Annotated in this window: 18 protein-coding genes and 1 pseudogene; 10 read left to right on the top strand and 9 right to left on the bottom strand. The window is 73.7% G+C overall.

Features of this window, described 5'->3' with window-relative positions:
- Positions 1–5 precede the first annotated feature (5 nt).
- Together ACLJOU_RS10015 and ACLJOU_RS10010 are read right to left on the bottom strand one after the other, a co-directional pair.
- Entirely contained in the window at positions 6–1,502 is a 1,497-nt protein-coding gene (locus ACLJOU_RS10015; RefSeq protein ID WP_410565502.1) for a cryptochrome/photolyase family protein, read from the bottom strand.
- A 10-nt stretch (positions 1,503–1,512) separates the two neighbouring features.
- Positions 1,513–1,971 (bottom strand): MarR family winged helix-turn-helix transcriptional regulator, encoded by a 459-nt coding sequence (locus ACLJOU_RS10010; protein ID WP_410565499.1) that lies wholly within the window; start codon positions 1,969–1,971, stop codon positions 1,513–1,515.
- 54 nt (positions 1,972–2,025) lie between these two features.
- Between ACLJOU_RS10010 and ACLJOU_RS10005 the strand changes: the two genes are divergently transcribed.
- Positions 2,026–2,469 (top strand): nitroreductase family deazaflavin-dependent oxidoreductase, encoded by a 444-nt coding sequence (locus ACLJOU_RS10005; protein ID WP_410565496.1) that lies wholly within the window; start codon positions 2,026–2,028, stop codon positions 2,467–2,469.
- Positions 2,466–3,665 (top strand): FAD-dependent oxidoreductase, encoded by a 1,200-nt coding sequence (locus tag ACLJOU_RS10000; protein WP_410565493.1) that lies wholly within the window; start codon positions 2,466–2,468, stop codon positions 3,663–3,665. Before ACLJOU_RS10005 ends, ACLJOU_RS10000 begins: the two co-directional genes overlap by 4 nt.
- Here ACLJOU_RS10000 and ACLJOU_RS09995 read toward each other — a convergent pair.
- The gene (locus tag ACLJOU_RS09995) at positions 3,635–4,096 is read right to left on the bottom strand and encodes an SRPBCC family protein (protein ID WP_410565490.1); all 462 of its coding nucleotides are present in this window, start codon (positions 4,094–4,096) and stop codon (positions 3,635–3,637) included. The genes ACLJOU_RS10000 and ACLJOU_RS09995 overlap by 31 nt on opposite strands.
- Before the next feature lie 89 nt (positions 4,097–4,185).
- Between ACLJOU_RS09995 and ACLJOU_RS09990 the strand changes: the two genes are divergently transcribed.
- On the top strand, positions 4,186–4,620 hold the full coding sequence (locus ACLJOU_RS09990; RefSeq protein WP_410565487.1) for a DUF4383 domain-containing protein: 435 nt from the start codon (positions 4,186–4,188) through the stop codon (positions 4,618–4,620).
- On the opposite strand, the gene ACLJOU_RS09985 is transcribed toward ACLJOU_RS09990, so the two are convergent.
- Positions 4,571–5,812: a glycosyltransferase 87 family protein gene (locus ACLJOU_RS09985; RefSeq protein WP_410565484.1), complete on the bottom strand. Its 1,242-nt coding sequence runs from the start codon at positions 5,810–5,812 to the stop codon at positions 4,571–4,573. The genes ACLJOU_RS09990 and ACLJOU_RS09985 overlap by 50 nt on opposite strands.
- A gap of 117 nt (positions 5,813–5,929) precedes the next feature.
- On the opposite strand from ACLJOU_RS09985, the gene ACLJOU_RS09980 reads away from it, so the two are divergent.
- The 3 genes from ACLJOU_RS09980 (at position 5,930) to ACLJOU_RS09970 (ending at position 8,557) form a co-directional block, all read left to right on the top strand.
- Entirely contained in the window at positions 5,930–6,154 is a 225-nt protein-coding gene (locus ACLJOU_RS09980; protein WP_410565481.1) for a hypothetical protein, read from the top strand.
- Between the two features lie 64 nt (positions 6,155–6,218).
- Entirely contained in the window at positions 6,219–7,343 is a 1,125-nt protein-coding gene (locus ACLJOU_RS09975; RefSeq protein ID WP_410565478.1) for an acyltransferase family protein, read from the top strand.
- Between the two features lie 14 nt (positions 7,344–7,357).
- Complete coding sequence (locus tag ACLJOU_RS09970) at positions 7,358–8,557, top strand: cysteine desulfurase-like protein (RefSeq protein WP_410565475.1); 1,200 nt, start codon at positions 7,358–7,360, stop codon at positions 8,555–8,557.
- 498 nt (positions 8,558–9,055) lie between these two features.
- Here ACLJOU_RS09970 and fusA read toward each other — a convergent pair.
- From fusA to ACLJOU_RS09955, 3 genes and pseudogenes are all read right to left on the bottom strand, one after another.
- Positions 9,056–10,991 (bottom strand): annotated as a pseudogene (gene fusA, locus ACLJOU_RS09965) (elongation factor G).
- Positions 10,992–11,443: 452 nt separating this feature from the next.
- A complete protein-coding gene (locus ACLJOU_RS09960; protein WP_410565472.1) occupies positions 11,444–13,084 on the bottom strand; it encodes a PucR family transcriptional regulator in 1,641 nt (546 codons plus the stop codon).
- 52 nt (positions 13,085–13,136) lie between these two features.
- Positions 13,137–13,703, bottom strand: coding sequence for a hypothetical protein (locus tag ACLJOU_RS09955; RefSeq protein WP_410565469.1), 567 nt, complete (start codon positions 13,701–13,703; stop codon positions 13,137–13,139).
- Between the two features lie 64 nt (positions 13,704–13,767).
- Here ACLJOU_RS09955 and ACLJOU_RS09950 point away from each other — a divergent pair, with 64 nt between their 5' ends.
- The gene (locus ACLJOU_RS09950) at positions 13,768–13,935 is read left to right on the top strand and encodes a hypothetical protein (RefSeq protein ID WP_410565466.1); all 168 of its coding nucleotides are present in this window, start codon (positions 13,768–13,770) and stop codon (positions 13,933–13,935) included.
- Between the two features lie 1,151 nt (positions 13,936–15,086).
- Here ACLJOU_RS09950 and ACLJOU_RS09945 read toward each other — a convergent pair.
- Both ACLJOU_RS09945 and ACLJOU_RS09940 read right to left on the bottom strand, forming a co-directional pair.
- The gene (locus tag ACLJOU_RS09945; RefSeq protein ID WP_410565463.1) at positions 15,087–18,641 is read right to left on the bottom strand and encodes a discoidin domain-containing protein; all 3,555 of its coding nucleotides are present in this window, start codon (positions 18,639–18,641) and stop codon (positions 15,087–15,089) included.
- A 491-nt stretch (positions 18,642–19,132) separates the two neighbouring features.
- Entirely contained in the window at positions 19,133–20,005 is an 873-nt protein-coding gene (locus tag ACLJOU_RS09940; protein ID WP_410565460.1) for a MerR family transcriptional regulator, read from the bottom strand.
- A gap of 278 nt (positions 20,006–20,283) precedes the next feature.
- Here ACLJOU_RS09940 and ACLJOU_RS09935 point away from each other — a divergent pair, with 278 nt between their 5' ends.
- From ACLJOU_RS09935 to glgC, 3 genes are all read left to right on the top strand, one after another.
- Positions 20,284–20,643: an STAS domain-containing protein gene (locus ACLJOU_RS09935; protein ID WP_410565457.1), complete on the top strand. Its 360-nt coding sequence runs from the start codon at positions 20,284–20,286 to the stop codon at positions 20,641–20,643.
- 337 nt (positions 20,644–20,980) lie between these two features.
- Complete coding sequence (glgA, locus tag ACLJOU_RS09930) at positions 20,981–22,135, top strand: glycogen synthase (protein WP_410565454.1); 1,155 nt, start codon at positions 20,981–20,983, stop codon at positions 22,133–22,135.
- On the top strand, positions 22,132–23,349 hold the full coding sequence (gene glgC, locus ACLJOU_RS09925) for a glucose-1-phosphate adenylyltransferase (RefSeq protein WP_410565451.1): 1,218 nt from the start codon (positions 22,132–22,134) through the stop codon (positions 23,347–23,349). Before glgA ends, glgC begins: the two co-directional genes overlap by 4 nt.
- The last annotated feature ends 4 nt before the right edge of the window (positions 23,350–23,353 follow it).

Here is a 23,353-nt window from a genome sequence, read left to right as displayed (position 1 = left end):
TACGATCAGAAGTGTTCGCGCTCCGCTTCCCGGGCCACGACTTCGGCGCGGTCGGCGAGCCGTTCGAGGCCGCGGAGGGGCTGGCGCATCCGGTGGTTGCCGCGCAGCCGCTGCGCGTTGCGGTCCAGGAAGGCCCAGTACCCCGCGGTGAACGGGCACGCCCGGCGCTCCGTCCGCTGCTTCGGGTCGTAGACACAGCCGCCGCAGTGGTCGCTCATCCCGTTGATGTACGCGCCCCCGGCGGCGTACGGCTTGGTCGCGACGACCCCGCCGTCGGCGTACTGGCTCATGCCGATGACGTTGGCGGGCATCACCCAGGGGAACCCGTCGACGAACGCCGTGGCGAACCAGCGGGTGAGTGCGGCCGGGTCGTACCCGCGCTGGAGCGCGTGGTTGCCGAGCACCATGAGCCGTTGGATGTGGTGGGCGTAGCCGCGGTCGCGGACCCCGGCGAGCGCGGTGCGCAGGCACGCGGCCTCGACCGCGTCGGCGTCCAGCGAACGCCACCACGCCGGCAGCGGACGGCGGGCGTGCAGGGCGTTGCGCCGCAGGTAGTCCGGTCCCTGGTGCCAGTACAGGTGCCACACCCATTCGCGCCAGCCGAGCACCTGCCGGATGAATCCCTCGACGCTGTTCAGCGGCGCGCCACCGGCCCGGTACCGCTCTTCGGCCCGCCGCACGACGTCGCGCGGGTCGAGGAGGCCGAGGTTCAACGGGACGGACAGGAGCGCGTGCGCCATCGCCCAGTCGTGGGTGAGCATCGCGTCCTGGTGCGGGCCGAACGCGGGCAGCCGGTGGTCGAGGAACCGGCGCAGCGCCCGGTTCGCTTCGTCGTGCCCGACGGCGAACTGCCGTGGCCCGTCCACGCCGACCGGATGGATCTTCCCGGCGCGCTCGGCCGCGTCGAGTTCGGCGCGGACCCGCTCGTCGAGCTCGTTTTCCCGCGGGTGCCACGGTGGTGGGACGCCGAGCCGGGTGGTCTTCGGCGGTGGCTGCCGGTTGTCGTGGTCGTAGTTCCACTGCCCGCCCTCGGGCTCGCCGTCGGGTTCGAGCAGCACGCCGAACTTCCGGCGCTGGTCGCGGTAGAAGTCCGCCATGACGAACCGGGTGCGCCCGGCCGCCCACGCGGAGAAGTCCGCTTTGGACAGCACGAACCCGGGTGTCGGCAGGATTTCCGTGACGACGCCTTCTTCGCGCAGCCGCCGGACGAAGGCGTCGGCCGCGTGCGACGTCGGCTCGTGCACCACGACCGGCCGCCCGAATCGGCGCAGGCCGGTGCGGTAGTCGGGGGCGTCGATCAAGGTGACGCGGTCGCCGAGGTCGGCCGCGAGCCGGTACAGCGCCGCCCGGACCAGGTGCAGCTTCTGCCGGTGGAAGGGTTTCGCGGCGAAGGCCGCCGCCGAGGCGATCAGCAGCACCTCACGGCCGCGGTGCTCGGCCGTGCCGTGGAAGTGGGGCCCGAGCTGGTCGGCGAACAGCCACAGCGCGGGCTCGTCTCGCATGCGCGGAACGCTAACCCGCTCCCGGCGGCTCCGCAGCGTAGGCGCGGATGACTTCCGTGGCGTCCGCGAGGAACTGCGCCACCACTTCCGCCTGTCCCGGCGGCAGGCCGTCCGTCAACCGGGTGATGGCGTCGACGAGCGGGGCCAGCGCCGCCCGGACCTCGGCGCGGGCCGCCTCGCTCACGACGAGGGTGACCCGCCGTCCGTCGCGGGGGTGCGGATCACGGCGGACGTGGCCGGCCGCCGCCAGGCGGTCGACCAGCACCGTGGCCGACGCGGAGCGGATCTTGAGCGCGTGGGCGAGGTCGACGGTCCCCATCGGCACGCCGGCGGCCAGGTGCTGCAGCGCCTGGACGTCGGTCGCCCCGAGCCCGAGCCGCCGGGCCAGGGCGATCTGGACGTCGTGGGCGAGGGCGAGCAGCTCCCGCAGGGCGAGGTTCACCCGCAGCGCGACGGGACGGTCTTCCACCCGGCCATTCTAAGGTAGCTAGACAATCTAGCTAGTTTTGCTACGGTGGAATCCGTGGACGTCCGAGCGATGAACGCCGAAATGACCGCGAAGCTGATCGATGCCCCCGCCGAGTCGCCACCCGAAGGCGGGTACGCCCTGCGGGTGGTCGAGACCCGGGGCCGTCGCTCCGGCGAGCCGCGACGCGTGCCCCTGGCCGTCGTCGCCCGCGACGGCGGGCACTACCTCGTCTCCCCCGTCCGCGACCGCGACTGGGTGGAGAACCTCCTGGCCACGCCGCAGTGCGCGCTGCTGTCCGGCGGCCGCCGCGAGGACCGCCGCGCCGACGAGGTCGGCGGCGACGAGGCGGCCGCGGTGGTCGCCGCCTACCTGACCGCGATGTCGGTGCCGTGGGCGATCCGGGCGTTCCCGGTCCCCCAGGACGCCGGTGCCGGGCAGATCCTCGAGCACCTGCCGGGCATGGCGGTGTTCCGCCTGTCGGCAGCGGACACCCCGTGAGCGTCGCGATCGCGGGCGGCGGCCCCGGCGGCCTGCTGCTCGGCTACCTGCTCGCCCGCGGCGGCATCGAGGTCACCGTGCTCGAGTCGCGGTCGGACTTCGACCGCGACTTCCGCGGCGACTCGTTGCACCCCTACACCCTCGAACTGCTCGACCGGCTCGGCCTGGCCCGCGACCTGCTCGAACTCGACCACTTCAAGGCCCGCTCGTTCCGCTTCCACACCCCGGACGGCGTCTACCGCGCCGCCGACTACGACCGCCTCCGCACGCCGTTCGGCTACGTCGCCCTGATGCCCCAGGTGCGGTTCCTCGACTTCCTCGCCGAGCGGGCGAGCGCCCTGCCGTCGTTCACGCTGCGGACCAACGCCAAGGTCACCGGCCTGCTCGAGGCCGACGACGGCACGGTGACCGGCGTCCGCCACCGCGGCGGCGAACTGGCCGCGTCCGTCGTCGTCGGCGCCGACGGCCGGTTCTCCACGGTGCGCCGCCTGGCCGGGCTCGAAGCCCGGTCGCTCGGCGCGACCACCGACCTGCTCTGGTTCCGCCTGCCGCGCTCCCCCGGTGACCCGCCGGACGCCGACCTCGACCTCTACTTCGGGCGGGACGCCTACGTCGGCGTCCTCGGCGGCGTCCGCGACTGGCAGGTCGGCTACAGCATCGAGAAGGGCTCGTACCCGGACCTGCGCGAACGCGGGGTCGAGCCGATCCGGGCGTTCGTGCGCGAGCGTGTGCCGTGGCTGGCCGACCGGGCCCACCTGCTCACGGACTTCTCGCAGACCACGCTGCTGTCGGTGGACATCTCGCGCGTGGACCGCTGGCACCGGCCGGGGCTGCTGCTGCTCGGCGACGCCGCGCACGTCATCTCCCCGGTCGGCGGCAACGGCATCCTGATGGCGGTCCAGGACGCCGTCGCCGCGGCGAACCGGCTGATCCCCGCCTTCCGCCGCGGCGGCGTGACACCCGAGGACCTCGCGGGCGTCCAGGCCGACCGCCTCCGCGCGATCGAGCGGGTGCAGGCCGACCAGGTACGGGTCGAGCGGCGGGCGGCCGCGGCCCGGGCCCGCGGCCGGGGCACCGCGCCCCCGAAGCTGCTGAAGTACCTGTTCGCCGTGCCCGCGGTGCGCGCCCGCGGTGCCCGCGGCAACGCCTACGGGCCGTTCCCGCCTCAGCTCGAGGAGTCCCTCTTGTCGTCGTAGGAGGTCCAGCCGCCCTGGCTTTCGGCCGCCTCGACGTCGGCGTCGGCGGACGCGGCGTGGGTCATCGCGGCGATCGTGCGTTCGAGGCCCTGCTGGACCTCGCCGCCGTCGGCCTCGCGGACGCTGTGCAGCGTGACGGTGATTTCCGAGGTCGCCGGGCCGTCTTCGCGGATGCGCAGTTCGCCGTGGTAGTCGTCGGGACCTTCGGCGCCCCACTTCAGGGACCGGGTGCCCGGGTCGGTGTGCAGCCACGCCTCGCTCGCGACGCGGTGACCGTGCACCTCGGCCTCGACGTGAACGGTGTCGCCGCCCTGCGGCTCGGCGACCTTCATCTCCGGGAAGTACCGCGGCAGGTTCTCGGGGTGGCTGAGGAACGCGAACAGCTCGTCGGCGGGGATGTCGGCGGTCGCGGTGTGGCGGTACTCGGTCATCGGCTCGCTCCTGCTCGGTGGTGGCGAATCGTGGCCGGATACCCCGGATGCGGTGCATTAAAAGGGCGCCGGCGGGGAACTCCGAAGGCATGACGGCCACCGAACCCGAGACCCGGGCGCCCCGGCGGGGTCCAGCCCCCGTGCAGGGCATGGGCATGCTGATCGGCCTGCTGTTCCTCGTCCTCGCCGCGCTGGAGCTGATGGCCGGGTCCGCGACCGGTGGCGGCCGGACCGTGCTGTTCGGCGTGCTGGCCGTGTCCGGGCTGTGGACCCTCGTGCACCTGCTGACCGGCGCGGCCGCGGTGTTCTGCACGCGCTCGTCGCGCTGGGCGGCGCGGTTCCTCCTCGTGGCCGGCGTCTGCTACGCCGTGGTCGGGCTCGTCGGGCTGCTCCCGCTGCCGCGCGCGGTCACCGACGTGCTGCCGCTGAACACCGCGGGCATCTGCCTCGACCTCGCGCTCGGCACGGCGATGCTCATCCTGGGCGCGGGCTGGCTCCGGCTCGGGCCGGCTCGGCGTCGCTGACGAAGCCGTCGTCACCCGGGAACCGCACCAGCACGGCCGCGACCAGCACCGCGAGTCCGAAGAGGACATAGCCGTTGCCGGTGAGCTGCTGGAGGAAGTTCCACTGCCGTTCCGCATCGCCGCCGCGCGGCCACCACCACTGCGGCCCCGCGACGAAGAGCACCACACCCACACCGGCGAGCGCCGCGTGCCCCCGTCGCCGCGTACGGCGAGCCAGTTCCGCCCAGCCGAGCAGGACCACCACGGCCCAGACCCAGTGGTGGGTCCAGGAAATCGGTGACACGAGCAGCCCGCCGACCGCGTTCAGGCCGAGCGCGATCGTGGTCTCCCCCGCGGCCAGCGCCCGCCGCACGCCCCACGCCGTCAGCACGAGCACCGCCGCCACCAGCGGCAGCCACCACGCCGTCCGCGTCTCCGGCGGCACCCCGGCCCGAGCCAGCAGCCCGAGCAGCGACTGGTCGCCGGCGTAGGTCGGCTCGCCGACGCGGCCGGTGTCCCAGAGCGCGCCCGTCCAGTACCGCACCGAGTCCGCGCCGGCGAGCAGGAAACCCAGCGTCGTCGCGGCCAGGAACGTCACGACGGCGGTCACCGCGGCCCGGCCGTCCCGGCGGAGCAGGAGGCACAGCAGGAACACCGCCGGGGTCAGCTTCACCGCGGCGGCGAGGCCGATCAGCAGGCCACGCGGCCACCGTGGAGTGTCCACCAGGACGTCGAGCACGACCAAGGCCAGCAGCAGCAGGTCGATCTGGCCCGCGTAGAGCGTGCGCAGCACCGGCTCCAGCACCTCGGCGGCGAGCAGCAGGACTGCCACCCGTCGCCAGTCGCACCGCGCGCCGAGGGCGCGCAGCACCGTCACGATCACCACGGCGAGCACCCCGAGGGTGAGCAGGGTGAGCGCGAGACAGGCGGCCCAGTACGGCAGCAGGGCGAGCGGGGCCAGCACGATCGCCGCGAAGGGCGGGTACGTGAACAGCAGGAGCTGGCCGTCGCCGGTGGGCGGCAGCGTCCCGTACAGCGCCTGGCCGTGCAGCAGCGCCGTCGAGCCGAGCCGGTAGACGTCGAGGTCGACGCGGTAGGCCGGGAAGCGCCACCGGCCGCCGTTGTACGACACGAGCACCGCCACCAGCACGAGCAGCTGCGCCCCGAGCAGCACGTACCAGTTCCCCAGCCTGTTCCCCAGCCTGTCCCGCACCCCGGGCCCCCTCCGCCGCACCCCTGGCATTCTGTCGGGTCCCCGGCCGGTGCCCATCCGGGAAACCCCCGAAGCGACCCCGGGAAAACCGGTTGCCGCCCGTGCCACCCTGAGCGCATGGGGACTCCGGAGGGCTTCGCCTACCGCGACGAGCGCGGCACCGTGACGATCACCCACCACGGCCGTCCGGCCGGCACGCTGCGCGGGACGGCCGCCGCGCGGTTCCTGGCCGCGGTCGCGCGGGGCGACGACCAGCAGCTGCTGATGGCCCGCGTCACCGGCAACTACAAGCACGGCAACGAACGCCGGGCACGCGAGCACCCCCGCAACCGCGGACGCTGAGTTTTACGGCTGTTCGGGCCAATGAGCACGACCGGATGGGCTAGCATCCGGTTCCGTGCCGAGCTTGTCAACACTTCACGCCAATCCCAACACCGGCTTCGCGTGGCTGAGGATGATCGGCGCGATCACGGTGATCGTCGACCACAGCATGCCCCTGCTGCACCCGCAGCGGCTGACGATCTTCCCCGCGTCCTGGCACATGTCTCCCGGCTACATCGCGCTGATGGGCTTCTTCGCGATGAGCGGCTACCAGATCCAGGACAGCTGGGCGCGGGACCCGTCGTGGTGGCGGTTCGCCGCGCGGCGGCTGCTGCGGATCATGCCGCCGCTGGTCGTGGTGGTGCTGGTGACGGTGTTCGTGCTCGGCCCGCTGGTGACGACGTGGCCGGCGCACGACTACTGGACGCACATCCAGACCTGGCGCTACCTGGTCGGCACGACCGTGCTGTTCTTCCTGCAGCACCAGCTGCCCGGGGTGTTCACCGGCAACCCCTACCCGTTCTCGGTGAACGGCGCGATCTGGACGCTGCCGATGGAACTGCTCGGCTACGGGCTGGTCCTGGTGGCCGGGGTGGTCGTGCTGATCGGCGTGCCGCGCTGGTTCCTGCTGCTCGTCCTCGGCGGCATGGTCTACACCGACAGCGTGCTGCGGGCGACGTTCGAATACCACGGCGCGGGCGGGTCGCTGCTGGTCGTGCCGATCGGCTCGACGGTGTCGTTCCTCGTGCCGTTCGTGCTCGGGGTGGTGCTGCACGCCTACCGCGACCGGATCCCGCTCGAACCGTGGGTGGCGCTGGTGCTGTTCGGCGCGTACCTGGGGCTGAGCCAGACGCCGGCGAGCCGGTACGCGCTGGCGCTCAGCGCGGCGTACGGAGCCATCACGCTGGCGATGCACTGGCCGCGGCGGCTGGAGGCCGCCGCCCCGCACGTCCACGGCAGCTACGGCACCTACATCTGGGGTTTCCCGATCCAGCAGCTGTTCATCCTCGCCGGCGTGCGGCAAGTGTGGCTGCTGATCCTGCTGGCCGTGCCGGCCGCCTACGTCGCCGGCCGGCTGTCCTGGACCTACGTCGAAAAGCCGACGCAGCGGCTGCGCCGGCACCTGCGGCCGCCCGCGCCGGTCCGGCGGCCGGTGGCGGCGCCGCCGCAGCTGCCGGTCACCGCGGCCGCTCCGCTGCGGCGGCGGTGAGGCATCCTGGCCCGGTGGTTTACGACGTGCAGAAGATCCGCGCGCACTTCCCCGCTCTCGACGGCGGCGCAGCCCACTTCGACGGACCGGGCGGCTCGCAGGTCCCCGACGTCGTCGGCGAAGCGGTGGCCGGCACGCTGTGCGCGGCGATCGCCAACCGCGGCCTCGTCACGGCGGCCGAACGCCGGGCGAGCGCGGTCGTCGCCGAAGCGCGCCAAGCCGTCGCCGACCTGCTCGCCGCCGACCCGGCGGGCGTCGTCTTCGGCCGCAGCATGACGCAGCTGACCTACGACTTCTCCCGCACACTGGCCCAGAAGTGGGGCCCGGGCGACGAAGTCGTGGTGACCCGGCTCGACCACGACGCCAACATCCGGCCGTGGGTCCAGGCCGCGGCCGCGGCGGGCGCCACCGTGCGCTGGGCGGACTTCGACCCGGCCACCGGCGAACTGCCGCCGTTCGGCGGCCTGCTCTCGGAGCGGACGCGGCTGGTCGCGGTGACGGCGGCGTCGAACCTGCTCGGCACCCGCCCGGACATCCCGGCGATCGCGGCGGAGGTCCACGCCGCCGGCGCCCTCCTGTACGTCGACGGCGTCCACCTGACCCCCCACGCGGCGGTCGACGTCACCGCGCTCGGGGCGGACTTCTACGCGTGCTCGCCGTACAAGTTCCTCGGGCCGCACCTCGGCGTGGTCGCGGCGGCGCCGGCGTTGCTCGAGACGCTGCACCCGGACAAGCTGCTGCCCTCGACGAACGCGGTCCCGGAGCGGTTCGAGCTGGGCACGCTGCCGTACGAGCTGCTCGCAGGCACGACCGCGGCAATCGACTTCCTGGCCGGGCTCGTGCCGGCCACGGGCTCCCGCCGGACGCGCCTGCTCGCGTCGATGGCGGCACTGGAGGCGCACGAGGCCGCGCTGCTGTCCCGGCTGGACACCGGCCTGGCGTCGCTGCCGGGAGTGACGCGGTACGGAGCACCCGAGCGGCGCCGGACGCCGACGATGCTGTTCTCGGTGGAGGGAGTGCCTTCCCAGGCGGTGTACGAGCACCTCGGCGCGGCGGGGGTCAACGCACCGGCGGGGAGTTTCTACGCGATCGAGTGTTCGCGGCACCTCGGGCTGGGCGACACGGGCGCGGTCCGGGCGGGAATCGCGCCGTACACCACGGAGGAGGACGTCGACCGGCTGTTGGCCGGAGTGGCGTCCCTACTCCGCGGCTGAGGGCGAGCCCGGCGGGGAGCAGCACGGCTCAGGGTTGCTGTGTGCGATCCGCAGGCCGGGCCATCGCGATCCCCGGCGGTCCGCTCCCCGCGGCCCGCTCCGGCGACAATCCCCTGCGGCCAGCCCTCGGCGGCCCTCCCGCCGCAATCACCGGCGGCCCGTCCCCCGGCGGCCCACACCAGCAGCAATCATTAGCAGCAATCACCAGCAGCCCACCCCCGGCGGCCACCCCCCGGCGGCCTACTCCCGCGGCAATCACCAACGGCCTGCCCTCGGCGGCCCACTCCGGCGGCCCGTCCCCCAGCGGCCCACACCGGCAGCAACCACCAGCGGCCCACCCCGGGCGGCCCCTCCGGCGCCCACCCCGGCGGCCCGCTCCCGACGGCCGCCGTCAGCGCAGCCTTCGTGGGGGTAAGGCGGGTGTCAACCCGCCTTACCCCCACGACCGCGCAGCGGGCCGGGCCGGACCGAGATCCGTCCCGGCCCGCCGTCCTCACCTCACGGCGCCGGTGCGAAACCCGCCGGGCGCGCGGTGAACGTGCCCCGCCCCTGGGTCCGGCTCCGGAGCCGGTCGGCGTAGCCGAACAGCTCCGCCACCGGGACCGTGGCCGTCACCACCGCCGTGCCGGACCGGATCGCCGAGCCCGCCACCCGGCCGCGGCGGGCGGCGAGGTCGCCGAGCACGCTGCCGACCGCGTCCGCCGGGACCGTCACCGCCACCTCCGCCACCGGTTCGAGCAGCCGCAGCGCCGACGAGCGCAGCGCTTCCCGCAGCCCGAGGCGGCCCGCCGTGCGGAACGCCAGGTCCGACGAGTCCTTCGGGTGCGTCGCCCCGTCGGTCAGCGTCACGCGCAGGCCCGTCACCGGGTGCCCGCCCAGCGGTCCCTCGGCCAGCGCGTCCCGGCAGCCGGCCTCGACCGCGCGGACGTACTCCCGCGGCAACCGGCCGCCGACGACGGCCGAGGCGAACTCGAAACCCTCGGCGGCCGGGGCGACATCCAGGACCACGTGGGCGAACTGGCCCGCCCCGCCGTCCTGTTTGACGTGCCGGTAGACCAGCCCCGTCACGCCGGTGACCACCGTCTCGCGGTGCGCCACCGACGGACGGCCCACCGCGACCTCGAGACCGCGCTCCCGCCGCAGTTTCTCGACCGCCACCTCCAGGTGCAGCTCGCCCAGGCCGGACAGCAGCGTCTGCCCGGTCTCCGCATCGACCCGCACGACCAGCGACGGGTCCTCCTCGGCCAGCCGCGCCAAGGCCGTCGTCAGCCGCTCGCCGTCGCCCGCGCGCCGGGGTTCGACGGCCACCGAGACCACCGGGTCCGCCGTCACCGGCGGTTCCAGCAGCACCGGGGCGCCGGGCGCGCACAGCGTCGCGCCAACGCGCGCCGCCTTCGGCCCGACCACCGCGACGATGTCACCGGCCACCGCACTGTCCACTTCGGAATGCCGGTCGGCCTGCACGCGTAGCACGCGCGCGACGCGTTCGGTGCGTCCCGCATCCGAAACCTGGTCCCCCTTCCGCAGCGTGCCCGAGTACAGCCGCAGGTACGTCAGGCGGCCCGTGGGCGCCGAGACGACCTTGAAGACCAGCGCGGCCAGCGGCGCGGCCGGGTCGGCGGGCCGGTCGGGCCGCACCGGCGGGACGTCGGCCGGCGACGGCAGGTACGCGACGATGGCGTCGAGCAGCGGCTCGATCCCGCGGTCGCGGTAGGCCGCGCCGCACCACGAGTCCCTCGCCGCTCAGGGTCAGCTCCCGCAACGCCTTTTCGAGTGTCTCCGCCGAGATCGTGCCGGTGGCGCAGAACTCGTCGAGCGCCACCGGGTGCAGCTCGGCGACGGCCTCCTCCAGCACGCGACGGCGTCGCCGCGCCTCCGCCGAGGCGTCCGCCGGCAAGCGCACCAGGTCGACGACGCCGGTGAAGCCGTCCTCGCCCCCGATCGGCAGCTGCACGACCAGCGGCGCGGGGTGCAGCCGCGCCCGGATCGAGGCGACGGCGGTGTCGAGGTCGGCACCCGCCCGGTCGAGCTTGTTGACGAACGCGATCCGCGGCACGCCGTGCCGGTCCGCCTGCCGCCACACGGTTTCGCTCTGCGGCTCGACCCCGGCGACGGCGTCGAACACGGCTACGGCGCCATCGAGCACCCGCAGCGACCGCTCGACCTCGGCGGTGAAGTCGACGTGGCCGGGCGTGTCGATGAGGGTGAGGCGGTGGCCGGCCCACGTGCAGGTGACGGCCGCGGCGAAGATGGTGATGCCGCGGTCGCGTTCCTGCGGGTCGAAGTCGGTGACGGTGGTGCCGTCGTGGACCTCGCCGGTCTTGTGGGTGGTGCCGGTGCGGTGGAGGATCCGTTCGGTGACGGTGGTCTTGCCCGCGTCGACGTGGGCGAGGATGCCCAGGTTGCGGACGGTGGTCAGGGGTCGGTTGCGCACAGCCGTGTCCTTTGTGGACGAAGTGATCGGGACGGCGCGATTCCCCGCGACGGGTCGTCAGGAACGCGTCACGGAACCCGGTGCGAGCCGCGCGGCTGGCACCGAGGACGCGAAGACACCAGGATCACCTCGGACCGCGAGCGGGAAGCGGCAGCGATGCGGTGACGCACGGCCGGCTCCCTTCGTTCGACGCGGCGGACAGGTTCCGGGGAAGGTTAGCGACCCCCACCCCACCGGCCAACGCATTTTCCGCAGCCATCAAGCGTGCCCGCCGGGGCATCTCGCGTGATCGGACGGGCATCTCATGTGATTGGCGGGACATCACTCGTGATTGAAGAGCCATCTCGCGTGATTGAAGGGACAACACTCGTGATTGAAGGGACATCGGGCTGATGCCCTTCCCATCACGCGTGTGTCCCTTCCGGACACGGGTGGTGCCCCGTTCCGCGGTGTCAGGTGGCGGGTGGGGCGACCACGCGGAGCTGGAGCATCGCCGCGAACCTCGCCTCCGGGTCCGTCATGTCGAAACCGCCGACTTCGGCGAGGCGGCGGAGGCGGTAGCGGAAGGTGTTCGGGTGCACGTGGACCGCCGCGGAGGCTGCGATGACGTCGCCGAAGGCGTCCAGCCAGGCCCGCAGCGTCTCGACGAGGTGGGCGTGGTGCTGGGTGTCGTAGTCGAGCAGGCGGGCGACCGGGCCCGTCGGGCGGTCGCCGCGCACGGCGACCAGGTCCTGCAGCTCCAGCAGCAGTGACTCGACGTGCACGTCGGCCAGCAGCGCGACCCGGCGGCCGGCCCCGCCGGCCGAACGCAGCACGCGCAACGCCCGGTCCGCGCTGCCGCGGGCTTCCGGCAGCTCGGCCGCGCTGCGCGCCACCGGCCCGATGCCGACCACCGCCCGGACGCGGTCGCCGACCCGGTCCAGGAAGTCCGTGGCGATCCGCAGGGCCCGCTGCTCGGCGCCGGTGTCGCGGGTGACCGGCACCAGCCCGTACGCCGTGTCGCCGACGAGCGCCGCGGCGCAGCGGGGGTGCACCGCGCTCAGGTGCATCGCCAGCCCGTCGCTGAGGCGCTGCCGGTCGGCGGCGAGCTCGGCGTCGGGCGCGCCCGTCTCGAGCACCGCCAGCGCCAGCACGACGACCGGCTGGTCGGCCAGCCCGAGCCGGCTCAGGGCCTCGCGCGCCGCGGCCCCGCCTTCGAGCGCCGTGCTCAGCAGGTCCGCCCGCAACCGCCGTTCGACGTCGGCGCCGGCCCGGACGCGCAGCAGGTGCAACGCCACGAGGCGGGCCGCGTCCCGGAGGGCCTGCGTCCGGTCGGGGGTGAGCGGACCGCCCACGGCGGCCCAGATGGAGCCGAGGATTTCGTCCCCCGCCCGGACCGCGACGGCGACGCGGGGCACCATGAAGCCCTCGGGGCTCTCCGGCGGCCGGTCGACGTAGACCGGCTGGTCGCTGCGGTAGAGCTCGCGGAACACCCCGCGGTCGGCGAGCATCCGGGCGAACCGCTCGGGCACCTGCCGGCCCAGGATGGTTTCGACGCGCGAAGGGTCGGCTTCGTCCTGCCGTCCGGAGAACGCCAGCACGCGCGACCGGCGGTCCTCGATGGTGATGGGCGCGTCGATCAGCGCGGCGATCGCGTTCGCCACGGCGAACAGGTCACCCGAGGGCAGCCCGGCCAGGGTCTCCGGCTGGGCGTCGCCGACGTCGCCTTCGGCCAGCAGCGACCGCAGCATCGCGGCGAGCTGGGCCCACGACGCACCCCGCGCCAGGCTCAGCAGGGCGACGCCGGTCTCCTCGACGGCGGCGGTGATCGCCGGGGTCACCGTGACCGGGGCGCGCACCACGAGCCCGGCCGCGTCGTGGCGGGCGAGGTTCCGCAGCTGCTGCACCACCTCGTCCGGCTCGGCGAGGCCGACGCCGAGCACCAGGGCGTTCTGCGGCAGCGCCGGCTCGTCGAGGGGGTCGTGGATGGCGACGCCGCCGATGCCGCCCGGGCGGTCGCCGTCCCCGAGCACCAGGTCCAGGAGCGTGCCGCCCAGGTCGTCGAGGACCCGGCCGAGGCCGGCGTGCGGGCGCAGGTTCACGGATACGAGCACCTCCCGAAACTAGGCGCGACACCGTCAGCTTAGTTCGTCGAGGCGGACGAATTCAGCAGCGGAGTTGGTCGCCGGCGACGAATTCCTCCCACCAGGGGATGATCCGGAAGGAGGTGTCGCCGAGCCCGCGGAAGAACCCGCGCCGCGAACCGACGGCGAAGTCCGGCTTGTCTTCGTACGAGCTGTGCCGCTGGGTCTCCCAGACGTAGAGCGGGACGGTGGCGGGCACGTCGGGTTCCTGGTGGAGCTCCTCGGTGACGAGGACGACCCGGTCGTGCCCGCCGTCGGCGGGCGGCGCGGCGGAAAGGTCCGTGGCGTGCCACCGGATCAGGGCGTGCAGCGGGGACTCGCCGGGTTCCAGCGGGAACCGTCCGCCGCCGAGGAGGACGACGTCGGCGTGCTCGCACCGCTGCGCGAGGGCGATGCCGAAGACGATCCGGGTGTCGCTGCGCGGTTCGACGACGACGAGGGTCCGCCCGCGCAGCCGCGGAACGGCGCCGAGACTGTGCCGCGCGCCGGCCGCGAGGGCGGCTTCCCACCGCCGGCTGTCGACCCCGCCCCAGGCCGCGGCGAACGGCAGCGGCCCCCAGCCCGGACGCCCGCACTTCGGCGGGATCACCGATCCGCGCGGCCATGGCCATGGCGGTTTCGAACCCGATGCCGGCGGCGTCGAACCGGCGCAGGTGCGCGAGCAGCGCGGAGAGGGGCAGGTGCGGGAGCAGGGGTTCCAGGCGGGCGAGACCGCCGGGTTCGGCCAGGAGATCGACGAGGGGCAGGGCGGCAAGAAGGGTGGCGGCTTGCTCGCCGGTGCCCGCGCGACGGAGCTGGGCAAGCTGTCGGCCGGGTGGTGAGTGGCCGGTTCGCAGCCTCGCGACGAGGTGGAGCGGCCCAGCGAGCGATTCGTAGTCAGTCGGGAAAGTCGGCTCAGCTTGCCCCGCCTCTTCGGTGACCGGTCTCCGGCGCACTGGACCAATTCCAGGTTCCTCGGCCAGGCCTGGCGCGTCAGCCACCGCTCCTCGCTGCGGCGCCGCTACCCCGTCCCGGCGCACCGTGGCCGCCCTTGCCGCACCGAGCTCGCCGCTCGAGCCCTGCCCACCGGAATCCTCCGCCGGAGCCACACCGGCCGCGCTGAACTCGCCGCCTGCCACTTGGTCACCGGAGGTTCCCGGGCGTTCCGAAGTGCGGCCACCGGCCCAGCTCCGCAGCAACGGCAACGTTCGCGGAATCGCCCGGACCCTCCCGTGCCGCCGGGCCAGTGCGTACCGGAACAGGTCCCCCTGCGCCCGGTCGCGAGCGCGGGGGTGCACCAGCCTGATCACCTCGCCGAACCGCAGGGGCCGGGGTGTGCCGATCCCGCCGTGCCGGGGCAGGTCGCCGCGGGTGAAGCCCAGCTCGAAGTGGTGGCCGCCGTCGTCGTAGGCCAGCAGCGCCGGCTCGTCGTACAGGCGTGTCACCGCGTCGGCCACTGCGCGCTTCAGCGGCTTGGGCAGTCCTCCGTACGCCGCCGCCCAGTACGCCAGCAGGTGCCCCGGGTCGTCCGCGCGGCACAACACCGAGGCGATCACCTGCCGCGACAGCCCGTGTTCGCCGCGCTCCAGGCGCCCCGCCACGAACGCCGCCGCTCCCACCAACGCCGGGTAGCGCATCGGCGTTGCGGTCCGGAGCCAGCGCAGGAAGCCCGGCGCCCACTCCGGGTCCGCCTCCCACAGCAACGCGACGTACCGCTCCCGCGCCGGCCGCGGCCACGCGAAGAACGCGTCCTGGTAGGCCGCCCTGGCCAGCACCGTCCGGTACAGCTCTTCGCTCACCCGCCCCTCCCCCGCTCGGGACCGCGAGCGAGGAGAACCGAGACCCGGATCGGCTCCGGGCTGGTCGTCGGCGGACGGTGAGGGGAGCACGCGGCACCCCTCCACTCGCTCCGGATCGCGACCCACAGCCACGCACCGGAACTCCTCGCTCGCGGTCCCCGCGAGCGTAGCGGCGAGGTCCGACAAAACCGCGCCTAGATCAGCTTCGCGGCCACGTTGTACGCCTCCACCAGCAGCTTCGCGTTCGGCACCCGCCGCCGCGGCTCGACGCGGATCGTGCGGCTCTCCCCCGGCAGCAGCCAGAAGTAGTTGTCGCCGTAGCGCGTCGGCAGCACGCGGTCGGTGCCGTTGCGTTCGCGCAGGGACAGCCGGATCATCGCCGCGACCGTGCGCCCGTCGTTGCGGATCGTCGCGGTGTAGGCGTCGCCGTCGGGGCGCAGGGACGTCGTCAGGCGCGCGCCGGGGAGCTGGTTCAGCGCGTGCATCGCCGCGTCCGTCCGGTAGCGCCAGTACGTGTTCTCCGAAAGGACCGTGCCGCGGCCGTCGGTCAGGGTCAGCCGGAGCAGGTGCAGGTCCGGCTGGTCGTCGGCGAACGGGACCGTGAACGCGGCCGCGGCGGAAACCGGCGCCACGTCGAGCTTCTGCTGCTGGGCCGGGCCGAGCGCCGTGCCGTCGAGGCCGTACAGCCGGGCGGTGGCGGTGACGCCGGTCAGCGCGCCCGGCGTGTGGTTGACCACCCGCACCTGCCACGTCGTGAGGTCGGCCTGGACGTGCCGGGCCTCGCAGCCCTTGCGCGCACCGTAGTAGCTGCCGTTGACGTCGAGGTCGTAGTCGTAGGTCTGCCACACCGTGCTGTGCCAGGCCGGGTGCGACATCCACAGCAGCACGCCGGTGGCGTCGGCCCACAGTTTCGCGTTCCACGCCTCGAAGATCGCGCGCATGCTTTCGTAGTTGACGAACTGCGCCTTGCGGCAGAACTCGGCCAGGCTCGTCGACGGCGCCAGCCGCGCGTCGATCGCCGCGAGGTAGCTCTGCGGTGACTGGTTGCCGTTCGTGGACCAGTCGTGCAGGAACCACGGCGCGCCGATCGGCCAGCCCGGGTCGTCCGGGCCGACCAGGTTGCGCATGCTCTCCACGACCGGCACCGTGGGCAGCCCGATTTCGCTCCAGAAGCCGTACTTCCCGCCGGTCGCCTCCCCGGTGAAGTACCGCTTCGGGTCCTGCCAGAAGTAGGGCCCGTCGCCGGTGATCACGCCGCCGGCCGAGTTGCCCTGGTAGAGCAGGTCGGTGTTCGTGTGGACGATCTCGCGCAGCGCGTTGTCGATGACCGACGGCGGAGTGCCCTCGTTGCAGCCGAACCACACGGTCGCGCACGCGTGGTGGCGGTAGCGCAGCACCGTGTCCTTCGCCTGCGCCAGGAAGATGTCGTGGTTGGCCGGATCGGTCGACCAGCCGTCCCAGAACTCGTTCCACAGCAGGATCCCGTACTTGTCGCAGGCGTCGAACAGTTCCCGGCGGTACGAGGACCCGACCCAGTTGCGGATCAGCGTGAAGTTCATGTCGCGGTGCATCCCGACGACGGCGTCGGCCCGCTCGGCGGGCATCCGCCGCAGCAGCTCGTCCCAGCCCCAGCTGCCGCGGGCGAAGATCTTCACGCCGTTGACGAGGAACGTCAACGGCTTCGGGCTGTTGTCGACCGACGCGACGTCGGTCCACGTGTCCCCGTCCTGCGACACCTGGATCTTGAAGGTCGCCGCGTAAGCGGTTTCCCAGGTCAGCACGACGCGGTCGAACGCCGTCGGAGCGCCGAGGTCCACCTGCAGCCACTGGTCATCGCTGTATGCGGACGTCCAGCGCGTGTTCGGGTCGCCGTCGAAGGCGCGCTCGGGCGGGTTGCCGTCGGCCACCGACTGCGACGACGCCGGTTTGCCCTGGGCCAGGTCGGGCCCCGAGCCGTTCAGCACGGACATCGTCCAGAGCGAGAATCCCCAGCTGGTGGCCCGTCGCAGCCCCTGCATCCGGACGAACCGGGCGTTCTGCGGGGCGAGGTCGACGGTCTGGGTGGCCCGGCTGTCGGAGATGACGACGGGCTGGTCGTACTGGTAGCCGATCTCGCGCAGGCCGATCCGGACGGTCCGGCGGTCGCTCGTCGTCGCGCCGATCGCGGCGGTCAACGTCAAGTCGTGGAGCTTCGGGTCGCCGTAACCGTTGGGCCACCACAGTTCCGCGTTCTGGATGCGCTGCTCGGGGAACACGACGTCGGTGGTCTGCCCGGCCGGGACGGTGACCGTGCTGGTCACGTTCACCGGCCCGAAGGCGGCGCTGACCTTGACGCGCTGAGCGGTCGCGGCGGCGTTGCGCACGGGGACGGTGAGCGTCACCGCCGCGGTCCTGCCGTCGGGCACCTTCGTGTCGACGCGGACGTCGCCGAGCACGGCGGCGCCGGTCGAGCGCAGCCGCACGTGGTCCCAGAGGCCGGCCGCGCGGTCGCGCACCGCCGGCATCCAGTCCCAGCCGGAGACGGCGAGGTAGGTCGGCGAGTTGTCGAACATCGTGCCGCCCGCGTCGACCCAGGAACTGCCGTTCGCACCCTTGTCGCCGGGGCTGCCGGGCCGCGGCACCGGCGTGATCTTCACGGCGAGGACCTGCTCGCCGGTGCGCCGGAGCGCGGCGGTGACGTCGTGGACACCGCGGCCGAACGGGTGACTCTGGGTGGCGATCGCGGCGCCGTTGAGCCAGATCTCGGCTTCGTGGTTGACGCCGTCGAACTCCAGCCAGACGTGCCGCCCGGGCGAGGTGTCCAGGCCGCGCGGCAGGGCGAAGCGGCGGCGGTACCACCACGCGTGCCGGGAAAGCGCTTCCGGGACGTGCAGGTTGTTCATCCCGGACACCGGGTCGGGCAGCTGCCCCTGCTCGACGAGCGAGGCCAGCACGGTGCCGGGCACGGTCGCCGGGAGCCACCCCCGGGTGTCCACCGCGGAGCCCGAGAACGCCTTGCCGTCGCCGGCCGGCGCCCAGTCGTCCATGGTGAGCACCCAGCCGGACTCGAGCGGGACGGTGCCGTCGGCCGCGACGGCCAGTGCCGGCGGGTCGTCGTCCGGGCGCACCGGGAAGCTCGTCCAGCCGCGGACGGCGGGCCGGGCCTCGCGGCTGGTACCGAAGACCTGGAAGCCGTTGAGGCCCAGGGGGTTGCCCGTCGAGCGGCGGCTCGCGGAGAACCGGACCCAGCGCGCGGTGACGGCCACCGGGATCGTGACGACACCGCCGGTACCGGCGTCGGTGTGGTACACGGTGCGCCAGGCCTTGCCGTCGCCGGAGACGTCCAGGTCGAACGCCGTGGCGTAGCTGGACTGGATCTCGAAACCGCTGGTCCGGGACCGGGAGGCGCCGGCGTCGAAGGCGGGGTCGCCGGACCGGGCCTCGAAGGTGAGGACCACCGACTCGATGGCGCACGCGGCCTGCAGGTCGACGACGATCCACTGGCCGTCGCCGGCGGCGGCCCGCCAACCGGAGCCGCGGACGCCGACCTGGGCGAGGCCGTCGACGGCGAACTCGGCCGGGGTGGCGGCGTAGTCGGTCGAGGAGACCTGGACCGGCCGGAACAGGGCGAGGTCGCTCCGGCGGCTCTCGGGCGCGGCCTCGGCGACCCCGGGCAGGACGGCCGCGAGGCCGAACCCGGCCAGCAGCCCGGTACCGGCGGCCAGGACGTGCCGTCGGGACACGGCCGTCCCCTCGTTCTCCTCCGCCATGCGGACTCCGTTCTCCAAGCGGCGGCCGGGACCTGGCGGGGTGGGGCGCCGTGCGGCTGACAACGTTGCCAGGAAGCTTCCGCCGCGGCCGCGGACACCGTCAGGAAGACAAGGAGGACAAGAATCCGGCTGCCTGACATCGATGTCGGCGGGGGTACCGGTCAGCGGTATTCGACCGCGGCGCAACGGACTCGCAGCGGTTCCGGGCCGCGGCGGCGGTCTCCCGTCGAACACCCGGCCACGGTGGACGCGCCGAGCGGGGCGGGGCGGCGGTTATGTTCCGCGCGTGCTCCACCGGCATCCGAGCGGCCGCGAAGGTGCGGTCGACGGCCGCGGCAACCTCACCCGGGCGGAGGAGGCCGCGGACCGGCCGCGCGCCTCGATGGCCACGCCCGCACCCGCGTGCTCGAAGCGCCGACTCCAGGGCACGTCCACGGGAAAGCGCCTTGGAGCCGGGACGAAAGCGGCCGGTCTGCTCCCCCACACGGCCGTCAGACGGCGGCGTGCTCGACCGCCAGCTCCACCGCCGAAACCAGGTCGTTCACCCAGCGGTACCCCCGGTCGCCCAGGTGCTCCCAGCCCGGGCCCGCCGTGCCCACTTCGCACCCCAAGGCGCGGATCCGGGCCGCCAGGAGGTCGTCGGCCGTGTTCGCGGCCGTCGACCACAGCAGCACCAGGACCGGGTCGAGGCGGGCGGCCAGGTCCGCCACGGTCTCCGCGGGAACCAGCTGGCCGAGGTAGGCGACCGGCACCGCGGCCGCCGCCAGCGTGGCCCGCAGCGCCTCGATCGGCAGCGAGTGCCGTTCCGTGGGACAGCAGGCCAGCAGCACCGGCCGGCCCGGCACCGCCGCCGGGAAACGGCGGCTGAACCGCTCGAACGCCAGCGAGATCTCCGACGTCAGCGCCCATTCCGACGCGAAACACGCGTCGCCGCGCTGCCAGCGGTCGCCGAGGCCGCGCAGGGCAGGCGCCAGAACGTCGGTCCAGGCCGCGGCCGGGCCGAGCGTGCCCAGGGTTTCGTCGAGCAGCCCCGCCACCGAGGCGTACCGGAGCTCGTCCGCGGCGTCGGCGAGCTCGCGCGCACGCCGGGACGCCGGCACCTCGAGCCCCGCCGGTGCGCGGCCGAACGCCGCCTCCGCCGCCTCCCGCACCGGCATCCCGCGCGCGACCAGCCGCTGCATGTGCTGGAGACGGCGGACGTCCGCGTCGGAATAGCGCCGGTGGCGCCCGGTGCCGGCGGCCGGGCCGATCCCGTACCGCGCGCTCCAGCTGCGCAACGTCACCGGCGACACGCCGAGCAGCTCGGCCACCTTGCCGGGCGCCCAGGCCCCGGCGACGGGTGACGCGTCGTTGTCGGGTTCCACCGTGCCCCTTCGCCTCGCCCCTTCGCCTCGCGGACCGCGAACTGCCGAAGTTTAGCGATGCCCCCGCCGGCTCACCGGCGAAGACACGCAGGCCATACTGGACGCGACGGCCGGTGGAACCGCTCCTCGGCCGGATCCGGGCCGCCGCGGTCGGTGGCCTGCCGAAAACCCTGTCACCATACCGCGTCGCAACGGTTGCGCATCGACGCTCCGGACGTCGCAGCCCGGGTTGCGTGATCTGGCGGCCTCCTGGGTACCACTTTCGGTAGGAGGAAGCGATGACGGACCACCACAGCACGCCCGGCCTCACCACCACGACCGACGACGGCATCGTGACCGTCCACTGCCCGGGCCAGCTGGACCAGGACCGCGCCCCGGGCCTCCGGCAGGCGCTGCTGGGCCCGATCCACGCCGGCGCCCGCGGGGTCGTCGCGGACCTCACCGGGACGACGTTCTGCGACTCGACCGTCTTCAGCGTCCTGGTCGAGGCCTTCCGCGACGCCGGGGCACGCGGGGTCCCCTACGCCATCGCGGCGGGCGAGTCCGCGGTCGCCCGGCCGCTGCAGATCCTGGGCCTGGACCGCCTGCTGCCGCTGCACGCCCGGGTGGACGCCGCCCGGGCGGCCGTCGAAGGCTGACCGGTGGCGCCGCCGGCCCGCGGCGAGGTCCGGGCCGGGTGCCATCCCGTCCTGACCGGCCGTTCCATCCGGCCGCGCGCCGCCCCCGCCGGTGGTCCGGCCGGGCGCCGGGCCGTCGGCAGTGCGTCCACAGTGGAGTCCGCCCGGCGGCGAAACCGCTGATGAGCCCGGTGCCGCCGGCCCGGCGGAGCGGACCGGACGGGCGGCTGGTCCGGTCCAGTGCGGCGGGTGCCGCCCCCGCCGGAGCCGGGATCACCCGGGCAGTGACGGAAAACTCGCCGAATTCCCCGGTCCGCCAGACTGCGCCGCGACCCCGTGCTGCCCTAGGGTTCGCATCATGAAGGTCGGCCTGCTCACCCGCGAATACCCGCCGGAGGTCTACGGCGGAGCCGGGGTCCATGTGGAGTTCCTCGCCCGGGAGTTGCGACCGCTGGTCGACCTCGACGTGCACTGCTGGGGCGCGGACCGCCCCGACGCCACCGGGCACACCGACCCGCACGGCTACCGCCAGCCCGCGTTCACGACCATGGACATCGCCGTCTCCATGGCGAACGCCCTCGAAGGTCACAACCTCGCGCACAGCCACACCTGGTACGCGAACCTGGCCGGGCACCTGGCCAAGCTGACCCACGGCATCCCGCACGTCGTCACCGCGCACTCCCTCGAGCCGCTGCGGCCGTGGAAGGCCGAGCAGCTCGGCGGCGGCTACCGCGTCTCGTCGTGGATCGAGCGCGAGGCCTACGAGTCCGCGGACGCCATCGTCGCGGTCAGCGGCGGGATGCGCCGGGACGTCCTGGCCGCCTACCCCGCGGTGCCGCCCGAGCGCGTGCACGTGATCCACAACGGCATCGACACCACCCTCTACCGCCCCGACCCCGGCACCGACGCGCTGGCCAAGCACGGCATCGACCCCGACCGGCCGTACGTGCTGTTCGTCGGGCGGATCACCCGGCAGAAAGGCGTGCCGCACCTGGTGCGCGCCGGCGCGAAGCTCGACCCCGGCGTCCAGCTGGTGCTGTGCGCCGGCGGCGCCGACACGCCCGAACTGGACGCCGAGTTCCGCGGGCTGGTCGCCGAGCTGGAGAAGACCCGCACCGGCGTCCGCTGGATCCCGGAGATGCTGCCGCGCGACGAGGTCGTGCAGCTGCTCACCCACGCCGCGGTGTTCGCCTGCCCGTCGGTCTACGAGCCGCTCGGCATCGTGAACCTCGAGGCCATGGCGTGCGGCACCCCGGTGGTGGCCAGCGACGTCGGCGGGATCCCGGAGGTCGTCGACGACGGCCGCACCGGGCTGCTCGTGCACTACGACGAACAGGACGCGCAGGCGTTCGAGGCGGGCCTGGCCGCCGCGCTGAACGAAGTGGTCGGCTCCCCGGACCGGGCCGCCGCGATGGGCACCGCCGGCCGCGAGCGCGCGGTCGGCGAGTTCGGCTGGAAGGCGATCGCCGAGCGGACGGTCGCCCTCTACGAGGCGTGCGGGAGGTCGCTGTGAACAGCGAATGCCATGTCCTGGGCATCGTGCTCGCGGGCGGGGAGGGCAAGCGCCTGATGCCGCTGACGGCGGACCGGGCGAAGCCGGCGGTGCCGTTCGGCGGCACGCACCGCCTGATCGACTTCGTGCTCTCCAACCTGGTGCACGGCGGGATCCGCCGGCTGTGCGTGCTGACGCAGTACAAGTCGCACTCGCTCGACCGGCACATCTCGACGACGTGGCGGCTGTCCTCGCTGACCGGCGAGTACGTCACGCCGGTGCCCGCGCAGCAGCGGCTGGGCCCGCGCTGGTACCAGGGCAGCGCCGACGCCATCCACCAGAGCCTCAACCTCGTTCACGACGAAAACCCCGAGTACATCGCGGTGTTCGGCGCGGACAACATCTACCGGATGGACCCGCGGCAGATGCTGGAGGCGCACATCTCCTCCGGCGCGGGCGTCACGGTCGCCGGCATCCGGGTGCCGCGGAAGGAGGCGAGCTCGTTCGGCGTCATCCGGACCACCGACGGGCTCATGATCGACGCCTTCATGGAGAAGCCCGCGGAGCCGCCGGGCCTGCCGGACTCGCCCGAAGAGGCGTACGTGTCCATGGGGAACTACATCTTCACGACGAAGGTGATGCTGGAAGCCCTCTACGCCGACGCGGAAAACGCCGCTTCACACCACGACATGGGCCGCGACATCATCCCGGCGCTGGTCAAATCGGGCGAGGCCGCCGTCTACGACTTCAACACCAATGTCGTGCCCGGGGAAACCGAACGCGACCACGGTTACTGGCGTGATGTCGGCACCATCGACAGCTACTACGAGGCGCACACCGACCTCATTTCGACGCACCCGATCTTCAACCTCTACAACCGGCGGTGGCCGATCCTCGCCCACCCCGGCCAGCGGGCGGCGGCGAAGTTCGTCGAAGGCGGTTCGGCGAACCAGTCGATCGTCAGCAACGGCTGCATCATCTCCGGGGCCCAGGTCGTCGACTCCGTGCTCTCCCCCGACGTCATCGTCGAGCAGGGCGCGGTGGTGCAGGGCTCGGTGCTGCTCGACGGCGCCCGGGTCGGCCGCGGCGCGGTGGTGCGGCGGGCGATCCTGGACAAGAACGTCGTGGTCCCGGCGGGCGCGCACATCGGGGTCGACCTGGCCCGCGACCGCGGGCACTACCACGTCAGCGAGGGCGGCATCGTCGTGCTGGGCAAGGGGGAACGCGCGATCTGAGCCG

Origin of the sequence: Amycolatopsis sp. cmx-4-61 (assembly GCF_046548775.1) — a bacterium.
Taxonomy (GTDB): Bacteria; Actinomycetota; Actinomycetes; order Mycobacteriales; family Pseudonocardiaceae; genus Amycolatopsis.
This window is presented reverse-complemented; position numbering and strand designations above follow the sequence as displayed.